Raw genomic sequence first — 14,808 nt, forward strand, 5'->3', positions numbered from 1 at the left:
GGCACGCGCTCATGCGGGAGTTGAGTGCGATGCCCTGCGGGTGCGGCGCGGTTACCAGGCGTAGGCCTCGGGGGCGGGCTTGGCCCCATTCGGTGCCGGCGCCGGGAACAGCCGGTCCAGTTCGGCCAAGGTGCCGTCGTCCAGCGTCAACTGGAGCGCGCGCAACGAGCCCTCGAGGTGCCCGACGGTGCGCGGACCGATGATCGGCCCCGTCACACCGTTCTGCGCCAGCAGCCACGCCAGCCCGACGTGGGCCGGCTCTTCCCCGATTCCGGCGCACAGCTTCTCGTACGCCGCGATGGTCTCCAGGTGGTGGCCCAGCGCGACGGCGGCGCGCCCCGAGCCGCCCCGCGGTGATCCGCCCTGTTTCTGCTTGCGCAGGACGCCGGCGAGGACGCCGCCGTTCAGCGGTCCCCACGGGATCAGGCCGAGGCCGTAGGCGCGGGCCGCGGGCAGGACCTCCAGCTCGGCCCAACGGGTCATCAGGTTGTACCTCGACTGCTCGCTCACCAGCCCGAGGAAGTGACGGGACCGTGCGGCCTCCTGCGCCTGCGCGATGTGCCAGCCGGCGAAATTGGACGAGCCGAAGTACAGGACCTTGCCCTGCTGACGCAGCACGCTGAACGCCTCCCAGACCTCCTCCCAGGGTGTGTTCCGGTCGATGTGGTGCATCTGGTAGAGGTCGATGTAGTCGGTGCGCAGCCGTTTGAGCGACGCTTCGCACGCGCGCCGGATGTGCAGTGCGGACAGGAACGACTCGTTGGGGCCGTCCCCCGTCGGCAGATAGGCCTTGGTGGCCAGCACCGTCTTGTCGCGGCGCCGGCCGCCGGTGGCGAACCACCGTCCGATGATCTCCTCGGTGACGCCGTCTCCCGGCGTGACGCCGTAGACGTTCGCCGTGTCGAAGAAGTTGATGCCGTGCTGGTGGGCCCGGTCCATGATGGCGTGACTGTCGGCTTCCGACGTCTGCGGCCCGAAGTTCATGGTCCCCAGGACCAGCCGGGACACCGAGAGGCCGCTGCGGCCGAGGTGGGTGTACTCCATGCGCGTCAACCCTTCAGGCGGTGGGACCGAGCTGCTCGATGAACCGGCCGGTGAACAGGTCCGCGCCCTTGTACTCGGAGACCATCGACCGGGGAGCGACGAACGGGCCGTCGGGGGAGGGCAGTTGCCCGACGCCCCCGGTCGATCCGAGCGGCAGGAGCACCATGGGGTAGGGCAGGGGCCGGTAGGTCGCCGTGGGGCGCTCACCGTTGAGCTGGGCGGTGATGTTCTTGACGACCACTTCGGCGTGCTGCATCGCGTAGCCGGCCATCTTGGCCTCCGCGACGTCGGTGATGTCGCCGACCGCGTACACGTGGGCGTGGCCCTTGACGTTGAGGAGGTCGGTGACCGGGACGCGGCCGCGCGGGTCGAGGCCGGTGAGCCTGCTGTCGGCGAGGTAACCGCTGTTGACGGTCGTCCCGTGGGCGCGGAACCAGATGTCGGCGGTGATCCTCTCACCGCCGCTGGTGGCCACGGTGAACACGCCGGCCAGGCCGGGGCCGGTGTGCGGCGGCGCCTGTAGATCGGCCCCGAGATGCAATTCGATGCCCAGGGCGTCGAGCTGGCCGCGCAGGTCCTCGACCATGGCCGGCTGGAATCCGGGGAGCAGTTCCCCGGCCGGGTCGACGACGGCCACGTGTTTGCCGGGCCAGGCCTCCTTGATCTCCCCGGCGAGTTCCAGGCCGACCGGGCCGGCGCCGAGGATGAGCACCCGGGTGGCCCGGCGCAGTTCCTTGTGCGTCCGGCGGAGATCGTCCAGGGCCTCGGCGACGGAGTCGGACGTCGGCTTGGCCGGGTAGGCGTAGCCGGATCCGGTGGCGAGGACCACGTAGTCCGCTGCCACGTGTTCGCCCGAGGCCAGGGTGACACCGTGAGGGTCCACCGAGACCGCGCGGTCCCGGATCACCCTGCCCCGGCCGATGAGGGTGGCGAACGGAAAGAACATGTTGTTCGCCCACTCTGGTCGGGTCAGTGCCCTGAGTGAGGCCGCCGCGTTCACGAACGCCTCCCGTGGGTCGATGAGGACGACGTCCGCCTTCGATTCCAGTGCCTTGGCGACCGTGGCGCCCCCGTAGCCACCCCCGACGACCGCGACTGTACGACGCATGTTTCCCCCTCTGAGCGAACGTTCCGGCGGCTCCGGAACGAGTCCGCCGGCCAGGAGTGAAACGTAACGTTACGTTTCGAATCTGGACCGTACAGCTCGCGATGGGTGCTGTCAAAACTGAACGTTACGTTTCGCTAGACTGGCCGGGTGACCGCCACGAACACCGGCCGGGGGCCCCGCTCCCGGGACGCGATCCTCCAAGCCGCCAGCGACCTCTGCGGCGAACTGGGCTATGCCGCCGTGACCATGGAGGCCATCGCCACCCGGGCCCGCGTGGGCAAGCCGACGTTGTACCGCTGGTGGCCTTCCAAGGGGGCGGTCTTCCTCGACGTGGTCCTCGACAGGATCGTCGAGCCCGCCATCGAGCTTCCCGACACCGGAGACATGGCCCGCGACTTGCGCACATGGATCCGCGGCTTCGCCGATCTGTTCACCGACCCGCACGCGCGGCAGCTCCTCGTCGGACTGCTGGGCGCCGCCCAGACCGACACCGAACTCGCCACCATGCTCCGGGAGAAGGTGCAGCGGCCGCTCCAGGCCGGCAACCGGCAGCGGATCGCCGCCGCCCAGGCGGCTGGTGAACTGCCCGCCATGGACCCGGTCCTGCTCGAGGAACTCCTCATCTCGCCGCCTTGGTACCGGCTTCTGGTCTCCGGGGAGCCCGTCACACGGGAGTACGCCGACGAACTCGTCGACGCGGTCCTCAGCATCCGGCTGGAAAGGCCCTCGGCAAAACAGCCGCCCCGGTAGCCCCTGACAAAACACGTAGGGCGGGCCCGGGACACGGCCCGCCCGCCCTACGAGGCTGCACCTACTCGATGTTGATCTTGAATGTGCTGGTCTTGTTCCGGATGTCCTCGGCGTTGCCGCTCATCCGCAGGTTGCGGAACGTGGCTTCACCCACCGCCGGGCCCTGGCCGGGTTCCGGCAGTTCGTTGGCCCAGATGCCGAAACCGGACTTGGCGTCGAAGGCGTCTCCGCTCTTCTTGGAGCCGGTGATGGAGATGTCGGTGAAGATCGTGTCCTTCACCGGGAACTGCGGCTGTCCGCCGACGTAGTTGGTCTGGAACATCACGCCTCCGTAGGTGGAGTCGTCGATGTCGACGTCGTTGACCCGGATGCCCTGGAAGACCTTGGAGGCGGAGAAGGCCCAGATGGCGGGGAAGACCTGCGAGCCCCAGAAGTGGCCGCCCGTCCGTTCCAGGGAGACGTTCTCGATCGTCGTGGGATCGGTCCCGAAGCCGTTCATCGGGTAGCCGAAGTCCAGCGACGAGATCGTGATCCCGGAGTACACCAGGGTGTCGGCGACGCGTATGTTGCGGAAGGTGTTGTCGTAGCCGCCGTAGACGGCGATACCGGCCGCGCGCCATGTGAGTGTCGACGTCAGGTTCTCGTAGAGGTTGTTCTTCTCGTCGGCGCCGCCCGCGTCGATGGCCGAGAAGAGGGCGAAGCTGTCGTCTCCCGTCGCCCGGGCGTCGTTGTTGACGACGTGGTTGTCCGTGGAGCCGTTGGTCATGTTGATGCCGTCGGCGAACGTGTCCCGGATGCGGGAGTCGCTGATGGTCATGTGGTCGGTGTTGGCGCCCCAGTAGAGGCACACCATGTGCTCGGCCCAGACGTTGTCGATGGTGATGTCCGAGACGTTGGAGAAGTCGAACACCTTGCCCGGACCGTCGATCCGCGAGGTGTAGTTGCCGAAGTAGGCGAACCCGGCGAACGTGGAGCCCTTGGCGCCGGCATCGGCCCGGAAGCCGATATCGGTGTTCTCCTGCGAGGACGGTGCGTGGAAGCGGGTGAACCACGGCCCGGCGCCGATGACCTTCACCGCCTTGCCGTAGACCTGGAACTTGCCGGAGGTCTCGTAGTCACCGGCTGGCAGGTAGACGCCGATCAGCTTGCCCGTCGTGTCCATCCGGACCTTGTCGAGGGCGTTCTGCACGTCCTGGTGCGAGTAGCCCGCCGGAACCGCGTAGGCGGCCGGGTCCGGGTTCGGGGCGGCCGTCGCCTGCTCGGTGTTGACGAAGTCGATGGCGTAGCTGGAGGTGTTGGCCGCGTCCTTCTGGAGCCGGATCTTCGAACCGGCCGGAACCGTCTTGCCCAGCAGCAGGTTCGCCTCGTCGTAGATGTGCCGCGGCGCGCCGGAGCCGGGAGAGTTGCCGGGCGAGGTCTCGTTGCCGTAGAGCCAGGCGTACTTCGAGGTGAGGTCGATCGCCTTGAGGAACTGGCCGTCCACGTAGACGTCGAGCGTCGTGGTGGTGCCGTCCGGGATCGAGAAGCGGGTGACGAGCGTGTTGGTCGCCGCCCGGGTGGTCCACTCGACGTACTGGCCGGTTCCCGTGAGGGTCACGGCCTTGCGGCCGCTCGCCTCGCCGGCGAGGTCGCCGACGGTCCGGTTCGGGCCGACGATCTTGGCGCCGCCGCCGAGTGTGCCGTCCTCGGCCTCGTACATGTCGTACGGCATGTCCGCTCCGCGGCCGACGAACAGCGGTTGTGTGCTGGTGTTGTTGGCCCGCTTGGCCGGCAGCTCGTCGGCGTCGTCGGCGATGACCGTCCTGACGGTGTACTTGCCGTTGCCGGCCGTCCAGGAACCGAGTGCGACGGGTGCGGTCGTCCGGCCTGCCGCGATGGTGCCGTCGTAGGACCCGGTGAGGGTCTTCACGGTGGCGCCCTTGGCGTCCTGGATCGCGAGGGTCACGTTGTGGGCGCCGGAAGCCGAGTCCGCCGTGCCCTGGTTCTTGATCGCGACGGAGAACTTGACCTCGTCACCGGCCGAGGCGCTGGAAGGGGTCCAGGAGACCGGCGCGGCGAGCAGGTCGGAGCTGGACACGGGCTTGACGACGAGGGCGTCGGCACGGGTGAAGGCGTTGTTCGCCTCGTCCTGTTCGATGACCTTGTGGGACGGGTCCACCTCGGCGCCGAGGGAGTAGCTGCCCGCGTCCCGGGTGCCTATGCTCGCCGTGACCGTCCTCGACTCGCCGGCCGCGAGGGCCGGGACGTCCGCGGTGGCGGCCTTCGTGCCGCCGAGCGTGAAGTTCAGGTCGGTGGCCTTCGCCGCTTTGCTGCCGCTGTTCGTGACGGTGGCCGTGAGGCTGACGGCGTCCGACTCGACCGGTGCGGCGGGCGTGCTGGTGATGCCGGTGACCTGGAGGTCGGGGTTGGCGGACGGCGTCCCGATCACGTGGAACTCGGCGACCTGTGCCCCGGGTGCGCCGGTGTTCTTGGTGAACTTGAGCTGGATGTCGGCGGCGGAACCGGAGACCGGGATGGTCACCGAGTTGCCGGTGCCGGGGGAGAAGGTGTAGTCCTTCGCCGCCGCGAGGGTCGTGAAGGACGTCGCGTCCTGGTCGCGGCCGAGTACCTGGATGTTCTGGGTGCGCGTGGACCAGGCGGCGTCCGGGTTCAGCTCGACGACGATCTGGCCGAGGTCGGCGTTGGCGCCCAGCCTGGTGGTGAGGGTGGCCGGGTAGGCACCGCCCGCGCTTTCCCAGTAGGTGCTGGTGAGACCGTCGTTGGCGTTGGCGGCGACGTAGTTGTAGACGTCCGAGGAGGCCTCGATGGGCTTGCCCTGGGCGAGGTCGGAGCCCGACGTCCCGGGCCGGGTGACGCTGTTGCTCGGCGCCGATGTGTTGCCGGCCGCGTCCTTGGCCTTCACGTAGTAGGTGACGGTGGAGGTCGCCGGCGGGTTGTCGGTGTACGTCGTGACGTCCCCCGCGACGGACTTCACGAGCCGGCCGTCGGCGTAGACGTCGTAGCCGGTGACCTTGACGTTGTCGCTCGACGGCTGCCAGCTGAGCAACACGTCGCCGCCGGACTGCTTGTAGGCGAGGCCGCCGGGTGCGGTGGGTGCCTGGGTGTCGCCGCCGGACCCCTTGCGGGTGACGCTGTTGCTGTCGGAGGAGACGTTGCCCGCCGCGTCCTTGGCACGGACGAAGTAGGTGACGTCGCTGCCGGCGGGCTGGGTGTCGGTGTACGTCAGCACGTTTCCGGCAACGCTCGTCCGCAGCTCACCGTTGGCGTAGACGTCGTAGCCGGTGACGCCCGTGTCGTCGTCGGCCGCGTTCCAGGTGAGCTTGATCTGCCCGGTGCCGGGTTCGGTGTAGCTCAGGTTCGCCGGCGCGGTGGGCGACCGGGTGTCGCCGGTCGCCGGCCCGTACACCTCCAGCTCGGACACCTGCCCGGCGGGCCAGCCCGTGTTGGCGGTGAAGAGTACGCGCACGTACCGCGTCGTAGTCGTGTCGAAACGGATGGTCGCCGACTGGTCGTCGCCGCTGTCGAAGGTGTACGCCTTCGCCGCCGTCAGGTCGGTGAAGTTCTGGTTGTCGGTCGAGCCCTGGACCTTGAGCGTCTGGCTGCGGCTCGGCCATCCGCTCGGCAGCCGCAGCGTCACCTGGTCGACCTTGACCGAGGAACCGAGGTCGACCTGCACCCACTGCGGGAAGGCGTTGTTCTTGCTCTCCCAGTACGTGGCGCGATTGCCGTCGCCGGCGTTGGCCGCGCCGTACACGTCGGCATGCCCGCTCTCGGTGAAGGGCCTGCCCAGGGCGAGGTTCGGCGTCGAGGCGTCGGTCGTGAGCACCTGCATCTCGGCGAGCTGTGCGGTGCCGCCGACCGAGTTGCCGCTGAAGTCGGCCCGGACGTAGCGGGCGAGGGTGGCGGGGAAGGAGATCTTCACCGTGTTGCCGTTGCCGGGGCTGAAGACGTACGACGCCGACGATTTCAGCGTGGCGAAGCTCTTGCCGTCGGCGCTGCCTTGCAGGGCGAGGGTCTGCTCGCGGGTCTGCCAGTGGGCGGGCAGGCGCAGCACGACCTGTCGCACGCGCCGGGAGCGCCCGAGGTCGGTCTGCACCCACTGCGCCGACTTCCTCCCGGCCTGCCAGTAGGTGCCGGCGTCGCCGTCGTTCACGTTGGCGGCCGCGTGCTTGCCGAGGGCGCTGCCGGCCTTGGCCGTCGCGGCGGCGGTGTCCGGACCGCCGGTCGCGTGTGCGCCGAGGGCAGGCAGTCCTAGAACCATGATGGTGGAGGCCAGCGCAGCGGTGGCTGTGCGCCGTCTCCACGAGCTGGGTTTGTATCGAGTCATGTGGGGGTCACTCTCGTCGCGGTATACAGGATCGACCGTGCGCAGCTTCTTGCGTTTGTTCATCGAAATATTGCAGACGATTAGTGAGTTCGTCCACGGTCGCGGCAGCACGAGTTTCGACGGATCACCCTGTGGTCCGGTGAAGGAGGGGTTTGCGCGTTACACGGGTGCGACCTGGCCCCTGTGCTGCCGGGTTTACGCATCCTTCAATGGAGTCGAGAATTTGCGTGAAATAGCAATGTTTTTGCGCTCGATCTGTGTCGTGACGCGATGACTTGCGGTTCGCGGCCACCGCCGGGTCTTCACCCCCCGGCTACCCCTGGTTCTTCACCCTGCGGCTTCTGCCGGAAGCACCACACGGACTTCGTAGCCGCCATCGCTCGTCGGCCCCGAGGCCATCGTGCCGCCGAGGAGTTCGGCGCGCTGTCGCAGGCCGATCAGACCGTGGTGAGCACCGGGCAGGGGGAGGGGCGGCTGGGTCGGCGCGGTGTTGGTGACCCTGACGTGCACGGAGCCGTTCGTCTGGAACAGGTCGATGCGTGCGGTGGCACCGGGAGCGTGTTTGCGGGTGTTGGTCAGCGCTTCCTGGACCGTGCGGTAGACAGCGCGCTGGACGGTGGGGGGAAGACCCTGGGGCAGGTCCATCTTCAGCTCGGTCCGGATGCCGCAGTTGTCCGCCAGTCCCTGGATGTCGACGAGCGCGGGCTGGGGAGTCAGTTCGGTGGGGTGGCCGCCGGCGGCACGCAGGACGCCGACCATGTGGCGCAGCTCGTCCAGCGTCTGCACGCTCAGCCGCCGGATCGTCGCCGCGGCCTCCTTGGTGTCCGCGTCACGCGTGCCCACCTGCAGCGCTCCCGCGTGCACGGCGATCAGGCTGACCTGGTGGGAGACGACATCGTGCATCTCCCGCGCGAGCTGGGCGCGTTCCTTGGCCAGAGCGGCCTGGGCGGTCAGCAGTTGTTGATGGTCACGGGCCTCCGAGATCTCGGTCAGTCTCATCGACAGGTCGCGCCGGGTCTGCACGAGTTGCCCGAGGAAGACGGCGGCGGCCGCCGTGGCGGCGCTGTAGCCGAGCGCGATGAACGTCGCCGTACGGGTCAGATCCAGGTTCGCCGTCGGCAAGGACGTGACGTCGCTGAAGGCGAAGGCCAGGGCCCCCACGACCAGCAGCGTCCGAGGGCGGCCCAGGGAAGCGAGCGTGTACAGCGCGGCCAGGCAGGCGAACACGGCGTCGGACAGCAGCACGGCCGGAAGGGTGAGGAAGAACGTGAGCAGCGGCCGCCGGCGGCGCAGCAGCAGGGAGAGGGCGGCGCCGACGCCACAGGCCATCCGCAACGGCTCGTCGACATCCCAGTGAGCCCACACGTCGAGGAGGGCCATGGCCACCGCCACGCCGTCCAGGAGCAGGGGGGACGGGCGGTTCATCCTGATCCCTCCGCGAGGAGTCCGGCCCGCTGGGCGAAGAGGGCGGCCTGCACCCGGCCGCTCACCTCCAGCTTGGTGAGGATCGCGCTGACGTGATCCTTCACCGTGCCGGTGCTCAAGTGCATCCGGGTCGCGATGTCGGCGTTGGACAGGCCCTCGGCGACGAGGACGAGCACCTCACGCTCGCGGTCGGTCAGCCGTTCCAGCGCCTTCGACGGGCGCTCCTGCGGTCCCGCGCTCAGATAGCCGTCCACCACCGTGCGTGTGACCTTGGGCGACAGCACCGTGCCACCGTGGGCCAGGCTGTGCACCGCCAGCGGCAGCGCCTCGGGATCCGTGTCCTTGAGCAGGAAGCCGGCGGCGCCCGAGCGCAGCGCCGTCTCCACGTATTCGTCCATGTCGAACGTGGTCAGCATGGCCACCACGGGAGGGTCCGGCAGTCGACGGATCTCGCCAAGCACGGTGAGCCCGTCCACGTCAGGCATGCGGATGTCCAGCAGCACCAGGTCGGGGTGGCCCTCGCGCACCGCCGCGAGGGCCTGGCCGCCGGACACCGCCCCGACGACCTCGATCCCGTCGGCGGCGTCGAGGATGCGCCGGAAGCCCGTGCGGATCAGGGCTTCGTCGTCCACCACCAGTACCCGGATCACGTGTGCTCCAGCCTCTATCGGACCACTGTCCGATTCGTACCACGCCGGGGGCGGCTTCGCCGCTGGGCGCGGTCCGGCGCGGGAGGCAACAGGACCGGTCAGGGGCGGACGGCGTGGTCCCGTGTCCTCAGTATCGGTGCGCTCCGCCTCTTCGGCGGTGTTCACCTCGCCGTGGTGGTCGCACGGCTGGGACGGGAGGGACCAGGGAGGTCAGCCGGGATGGACGGGGAGGTGACGGTCGGCCGGTGAGGCACATGTGACGCCGGGTGGACCGGATGGTCGGCGCCGGGAGGGACCAGGGAGGTCAGGGTCGGCCGGTGAGGCACACGTGGCGGCGAGTGGACCGGATGGTCAGCACCGGGATGGGTGAGGAGCCGTCGATCGGCAGATGCTGCTGCGGGGCCGCCAGGCGGTCGAGCCGGACGTTCCAGCCGCCGTCGCGCATCGTCAGCGTCACCGAGGAGAAGCGCGGCACCTCCAGGTGCCAGAACGCGCGGAAGGGCACGGCCAGAGCATGCACCAGTGAGGCCCGGATGAGGGTCGACTCGGTGATCGCGAGTACGGATCCCGGCTCGGCGCGCAGCCGGTCCAGCCACGCCGCCGTCCGACGGCAGAGCTGCGCGATGGACTCGCCCCCGTGCGGTGCGGCGGCGGGATCCGTCAGCCAGGCGGAGAGCCCGAAGGGATCCTCGGCCGCGATTTCCGTGAGCGGGCGGCCGTCCCACGTGCCGTAGTCCAGATCGCGCAAGGCGTTCTCGGGCGTGGCTTCGACGGCCAGGGCCTCGGCGATCTGCGCGCAGCGGGCGGAGGGCCCCCGCAAGGCCCGCGAGTACGGCGGGAGCGCCGCTCGCGCGGCTGCGACCTCACGCCGGTCGTGCTCACTCAGGACACCGTCCCCGAAGACTTGGTCGTGGCTGCCTTCCGCGGCGGTTGCGCACAGCATCGTCAGTCGCCTCACGATCCGACCTCCTTCTCCGATGGGACGGCATTTTCGCCGGCCCGGTCAGATGATCAAGCGGGCGGGTTGGTGGCGCTCCGGAGAACCTGTTTCGACGGTTCCTCGGAAGGTGCCCGGCGTACGGACTGGCCTGACTGGGAACGGCCCGGCGTCTGACGACCCCGCCGCGCCCTCGTGCGCGGCTGTGACGGCGAGCGAACCTCGTCGTGGACGGACCGCCGGAGCAGAGAACTGCCCCATCGACCACCACGTTCCAGCAATGCTGCCGCTTCAACCATCCGGCATGTGGCCGGAGTACCCCCGCCGGGCGGGGGGATCCTCGTCCTCGGCTGGTCGGGCTGTCCGGCGTGGGGCGGGACGTCCCCGGCGGCCGGACGCGAGGCTGCACCGGGTGGGGGAGGGGCGCATGCCCGCCCCGGCCGGCAGGAAGCGATCCAAGGGGGCTCCGCCGGCACACCCGGAAAGGCGGCCGTGCGGCGCCGCCCGGCGGGCTACGTCAGGAACGCGAGGTCGCACTGGTACCAGGTGCCCCGCTTGCCGCCGAGATCGGTCACGTCGGCCGGGCCGATCGGGACGAATCCGGCCTTGGTGAGCACCCTGTGGGACGCGGCGTTCTCGTGGGCCGTGGCCGCCCGCAGCGTGCGCAGCCCGTGCCGCTGCGCCGCCAGGCGGCACAGCTCTCGGACGTTCGCGGTGGCCACTCCACGGCCGGTGACGTGCTGGGCGACCCGGTAGCCGAGTTGTGCGGTGCCGTTCTCGATGTCGACCAGGTTGAACCTGCCGAGTACGGAGCCGTCGTCGGCGACGAGTACGTAGAAGGCGCAGATGCCGTCCTCCTGCTCGGCCAGCAGGGCGTCGTACCGGTCGGTGAACCGGTCGAAGTAGTCGTCGCCGCGGTCGGGGACCGAGGCGGCGAAATAGGCGCGGTTCGCCAGCTCGAACGCCAGGACCGCCGGGGCATGGCTGGCATGCAGCCGCTTCAGCTCGGGCACTGCCCGACTGTACCCGGAGGGGGTGCCGGCACCACCTGAAATACACCGCCGTCGGCCGTCCGGTAACCAGGACCGTCGTCAGCCGTGGGTGACCGACCCCGTCAGCCGTGGGTGACCGCGACCCTCGTCGTCCGTGGGTGACCGCGACCCCCGTCGGCCGTGGGTGACGGCGACCCCCGTCGGCCGTCCGGCGACCGGGAGGTGGCCCGGTTGCGGCTGGTGGTCCCGCCGCTGCCCGGGTGGTCTGCGGCGACGCTTCATGCTCCGGTCAGCTCGGCGTTCGCCCTCTCCGTGACCAGGCCCAGCACGCGGCCCGCGATCGCCAGGTCCTCGGCCGGGATGTCGGCGTACAGCCGGGCCGCGATCTTGCCGGATTCGGCGGTCGTGGTCTCGTACAGCTCCCGTCCGGCGTTCGTGAGCCGTATCCGGGACGTCTTCGACGGGTCCGTCACCAGCAGCTTCGCGGCCGTCAGCTCCTCGATCACGCCGTGCACGACCGATTCGTCGGTCTTCAGCGAACCGATGACGTCGGCGACGAGGTCGTCGCGGTCGATGGAGTCGCCCGCGACCGCGACGACGCGGAGGGTCACGCTCTGGTTGAACGTGACGCCGTGCCGGGCCAGCACGTCCTCCAGGAGGGCACGCGAGGCGTAGTGCGCCAGGGCGACGACTCGGCCGTTGACGGCGGGTGCGGTGGTGGTCATGACTGCTCCTTCTGGTTTCAGGTACGTGGGACGAGTGGTGCGTCGGACTCGGTCGCCGGCTCGGAGCACGGCTGCCGGGTGTGCGAGCCGGTCCGTTTCCCGGCCTCACCTCCGATATAGTACATGGCAACTATGTACATGGCTACTATTTTCTCGCGGGCACCCGAAGCGGGATCACGATCGGCCCAGGATGCGGCACCACCGGTGGTGGATCACTCTGCCGATGGGGGGCCGCCCCCGGCGCCTGGCCGGGCTCCGGACGGCCGGACATCTGCCGGATCATTCGGAGGGTGTCGACCGGGCGCTTGAGGGTTCCCTGGCGTAGAGGGCGTGGTCGGGAAATCCGGGCTGCCCGGCTGTCAGGGGGTGCTCGGGATCAGGAGGCGGGCGGCCCGGACGGTGCCTTCGGGATCAGGAGACGGGCGTCCAGACGGTGCGCCAGGGATCAGGTGCGGCGGGCGGCCCAGACGGTGCGCTCGGTGCGCACCGCCAGGTCGTCGCGGCGCAGGATGCTGTGCGGGCTGCCGGTGTCGAGGAGCCGGTCGAGCGCGGCGAGGTCCTCGGGAGACAGTTCGGTGGCGACGGCGCCGCGGACGCGTTGCAGGCCGCCGAGGGCGTAGCGGCCGATCGCTTCGCTGCGCGAGCCCTCGATGTTCACGGCGATGGTGCGTTCGCCCTCGACCGTGAAGCCGGCGGCGGTCAGCATCGGGCCCCAGTCGGCACCGCGGTGGGGCATGCGCTCGGCGTGGAAGCGGTCGGTCGCGGCGTGGCAGCGCTCCTCCAGGCCGGGCCGGTCCTCGGGGGCGCTCTCGGGCAGGAAGCGGGGGAAGCCGGCCAGCTCGACGACGGCGAACAGGCCGCCCGGCGCGAGCACGTCGTGGACGGCGCGCAGTGTGCGATCGGGGTGGGTCAGGTGGTGCATCGACGCCGACGCCCACGCCAGGTCAGGTGAGCCGAGGTCGGGCCAGGCGGGGCCGTCGAGGTCGGCGTACAGGGTGCGCACGCGTCCCTCCACGCCGCGGGCGCATGCCTTCGCGCGCAGGTGCCGGAGGTGTCCGGCGGACGAGTCGACGGCGGTGACGTGCGCGTCGGGGAAGCGGTCGAGGAGGGCGAAGGTGCCCGCACCGGTGCCGCAGCCCAGATCCACGATCCGGCGCGGGCCGGTCTCCAGCGGCAGCCAAGCGGTGATGGAGGCCAGGTGCTCGGCGAGGACCTCGGCGTCCAGGTCGAGGATCTCCGCCTGATCGTCGGCGCCGTGCCCTTGGTGCCGGCCGTGCGCGTGGTCGGGGCCGTGTTCCTGCCGGCGGTCGTGTTGTTGGTCGCGGTCGTGCTGGGTGACGTGGTGAGGGGTGTTCGGGTGCGCTTGGTCCATGCCGTCACGGTAGGGCGGTCATGCTCCTGGGGCATGGCCTCTCCCTATTTACGCAAGGTCGGGCCCGGATGTGCTGCCCGACGCGCAAGAGGATGTCGCCGCCGCTCGGTCATGCACGGGTGGTGTCCTCGGTGTCGCTGTCGCCGCTCTCGCGCTGGTGGCCGCGGCGGGCGTCGCGGTCGAAGATGCCCAGGATCTCGCAGGGGCCGCCCTCGGCGCCGATCGCGTGCGGCATCATCGTGGGGAACTCGGCGGCCTGGTTGGTCTCGATGCGGAAGCGGCGGTGGCCGAGCATGAGGACCGCGGTGCCGGACAGGACGACGAGCCATTCGCGTCCCGGGTGGGCACGCATGCGCGCCGGGTTCTCGGGTGGCGGTTCGGTCATGCGCTGACGCACCACACTCATGCCGGGATCGCCCTTCACGGGCCAGCGCATCAGACCGTGCGCGCTGTCGATCACCGGGCTGGTGACGACGTCGTCGGCGCCGGTCTCCACGAGCTGATCCAGCGTGGTGTCCAAGGCGCGGGCGAGGATCACCAGTTGATCCAGCGCGAGGCGGCGCCGGCCGGTCTCGATGCGGCTGAGGGAGGACTGGCTCAGGTTAGCGCGAGTGGCCAGCTCCTCCAGTGACCAGCCCTGCGCGACCCGCAGGGCGCGGATGCGTTTGCGTACGAGGCTGTCCAGATCGCCTTCTTCTTGCGTCATGGGCAACATCGTATGCTCACGCCGCAAACCGTGATTAGCGTCGTGGGCGGGATGAACGGAACCCGGTCCACCGCTGACCGCCCCGACGAAACGCGCGGTGGCCGGGCCCCGCCCCCTACCCGTCACTCGTCGACCGGCCCTGCTCCGGCGCCGACTCGGCAAGGTCGGCGGAGTCGTCGTGGCCCTCGTGGCACGGTCGATCAGGGCGACGCGGGCCGCTTGTCATCCGTCAGGTGGTACACGCTGTCACCCGTCGGGTGGTACACGGCGAATGATCTTGCTACATACGCTGAGAAACATGAACCTTTCCCCGCTTCGTCGGACCACTTTCCGTGCGGGACCCGTCGTTCTCGCGACCGTTTTCGCCCTGCTGCCGACCGGGACGGCCGCGGCGGCCCCCGGCCGGGTCAAGGCGGAGCTGGAACTCGGTTGTGACCCGGGCACGTGGCACGTGGAGTACACCGCGGGAAGCAGCGGCCACGTGCCCGGTTCGACGGTGCGGACGCGGATCGACGTCCACACCGTCGACGAGTACGGTCCGGACAAGGAGACCGGCGAGGGCCCGTACGGTCTGGGCGCCGCCGTCACGACCGGCGACGTGAAGCGGAAGGTGGACGCCAAGGGGCGGTGGTCCACCCACGAGGTCCTGAGCCGGGGTCCTCGCCCGGCCGGCTACCCCCGCTCGCACACCCGGACCACCACGGTCATCCTCCAGGTGGCTGACGGAACCGGTTGGGCCACAGTCGAGAGCGAGTGCACGCTGACGGTGTGA

General features: G+C 69.9%; 12 protein-coding genes. 2 read left to right on the forward strand and 10 right to left on the reverse strand.

Features of this window, described 5'->3' with window-relative positions:
• Positions 1-51: 51 nt before the first annotated feature.
• Together JK361_RS07840 and JK361_RS07845 are read right to left on the reverse strand one after the other, a co-directional pair.
• Positions 52-1,044, reverse strand: a complete 993-nt coding sequence (locus JK361_RS07840; protein ID WP_201814901.1) for an aldo/keto reductase — start codon at positions 1,042-1,044, stop codon at positions 52-54.
• A gap of 13 nt (positions 1,045-1,057) precedes the next feature.
• Entirely contained in the window at positions 1,058-2,152 is a 1,095-nt protein-coding gene (locus JK361_RS07845) for an NAD(P)/FAD-dependent oxidoreductase (RefSeq protein WP_201814902.1), read from the reverse strand.
• Between the two features lie 147 nt (positions 2,153-2,299).
• On the opposite strand from JK361_RS07845, the gene JK361_RS07850 reads away from it, so the two are divergent.
• Positions 2,300-2,902, forward strand: a complete 603-nt coding sequence (locus JK361_RS07850) for a TetR/AcrR family transcriptional regulator (protein ID WP_201814903.1) — start codon at positions 2,300-2,302, stop codon at positions 2,900-2,902.
• A gap of 61 nt (positions 2,903-2,963) precedes the next feature.
• Here JK361_RS07850 and JK361_RS07855 read toward each other — a convergent pair whose 3' ends face one another.
• The 8 genes from JK361_RS07855 to JK361_RS07890 form a co-directional block, all read right to left on the reverse strand.
• Positions 2,964-7,229: a discoidin domain-containing protein gene (locus JK361_RS07855; protein ID WP_201814904.1), complete on the reverse strand. Its 4,266-nt coding sequence runs from the start codon at positions 7,227-7,229 to the stop codon at positions 2,964-2,966.
• Positions 7,230-7,556: 327 nt separating this feature from the next.
• Entirely contained in the window at positions 7,557-8,654 is a 1,098-nt protein-coding gene (locus tag JK361_RS07860) for a sensor histidine kinase (protein ID WP_201814905.1), read from the reverse strand.
• Positions 8,651-9,304 (reverse strand): response regulator, encoded by a 654-nt coding sequence (locus tag JK361_RS07865; protein ID WP_201814906.1) that lies wholly within the window; start codon positions 9,302-9,304, stop codon positions 8,651-8,653. Before JK361_RS07865 ends, JK361_RS07860 begins: the two co-directional genes overlap by 4 nt.
• Before the next feature lie 304 nt (positions 9,305-9,608).
• Positions 9,609-10,262, reverse strand: a complete 654-nt coding sequence (locus JK361_RS07870) for a histidine phosphatase family protein (RefSeq protein ID WP_307787210.1) — start codon at positions 10,260-10,262, stop codon at positions 9,609-9,611.
• A 491-nt stretch (positions 10,263-10,753) separates the two neighbouring features.
• Positions 10,754-11,254: a GNAT family N-acetyltransferase gene (locus JK361_RS07875; protein WP_201814907.1), complete on the reverse strand. Its 501-nt coding sequence runs from the start codon at positions 11,252-11,254 to the stop codon at positions 10,754-10,756.
• A 257-nt stretch (positions 11,255-11,511) separates the two neighbouring features.
• Positions 11,512-11,958 carry a MarR family winged helix-turn-helix transcriptional regulator gene (locus tag JK361_RS07880; protein WP_201814908.1) on the reverse strand — a complete coding sequence of 149 codons (447 nt, stop codon included), beginning with the start codon at positions 11,956-11,958 and terminating at the stop codon, positions 11,512-11,514.
• 445 nt (positions 11,959-12,403) lie between these two features.
• Positions 12,404-13,330, reverse strand: a complete 927-nt coding sequence (locus tag JK361_RS07885) for a class I SAM-dependent methyltransferase (protein ID WP_201814909.1) — start codon at positions 13,328-13,330, stop codon at positions 12,404-12,406.
• 109 nt (positions 13,331-13,439) lie between these two features.
• Positions 13,440-14,036, reverse strand: a complete 597-nt coding sequence (locus JK361_RS07890) for a helix-turn-helix domain-containing protein (protein WP_201814910.1) — start codon at positions 14,034-14,036, stop codon at positions 13,440-13,442.
• A 298-nt stretch (positions 14,037-14,334) separates the two neighbouring features.
• Here JK361_RS07890 and JK361_RS07895 point away from each other — a divergent pair, with 298 nt between their 5' ends.
• Positions 14,335-14,808, forward strand: a complete 474-nt coding sequence (locus tag JK361_RS07895) for a hypothetical protein (RefSeq protein ID WP_201814911.1) — start codon at positions 14,335-14,337, stop codon at positions 14,806-14,808.

The organism is Streptomyces musisoli, from assembly GCF_016741855.1.
GTDB classification, from domain to species: Bacteria; Actinomycetota; Actinomycetes; order Streptomycetales; family Streptomycetaceae; genus Streptomyces; species Streptomyces musisoli.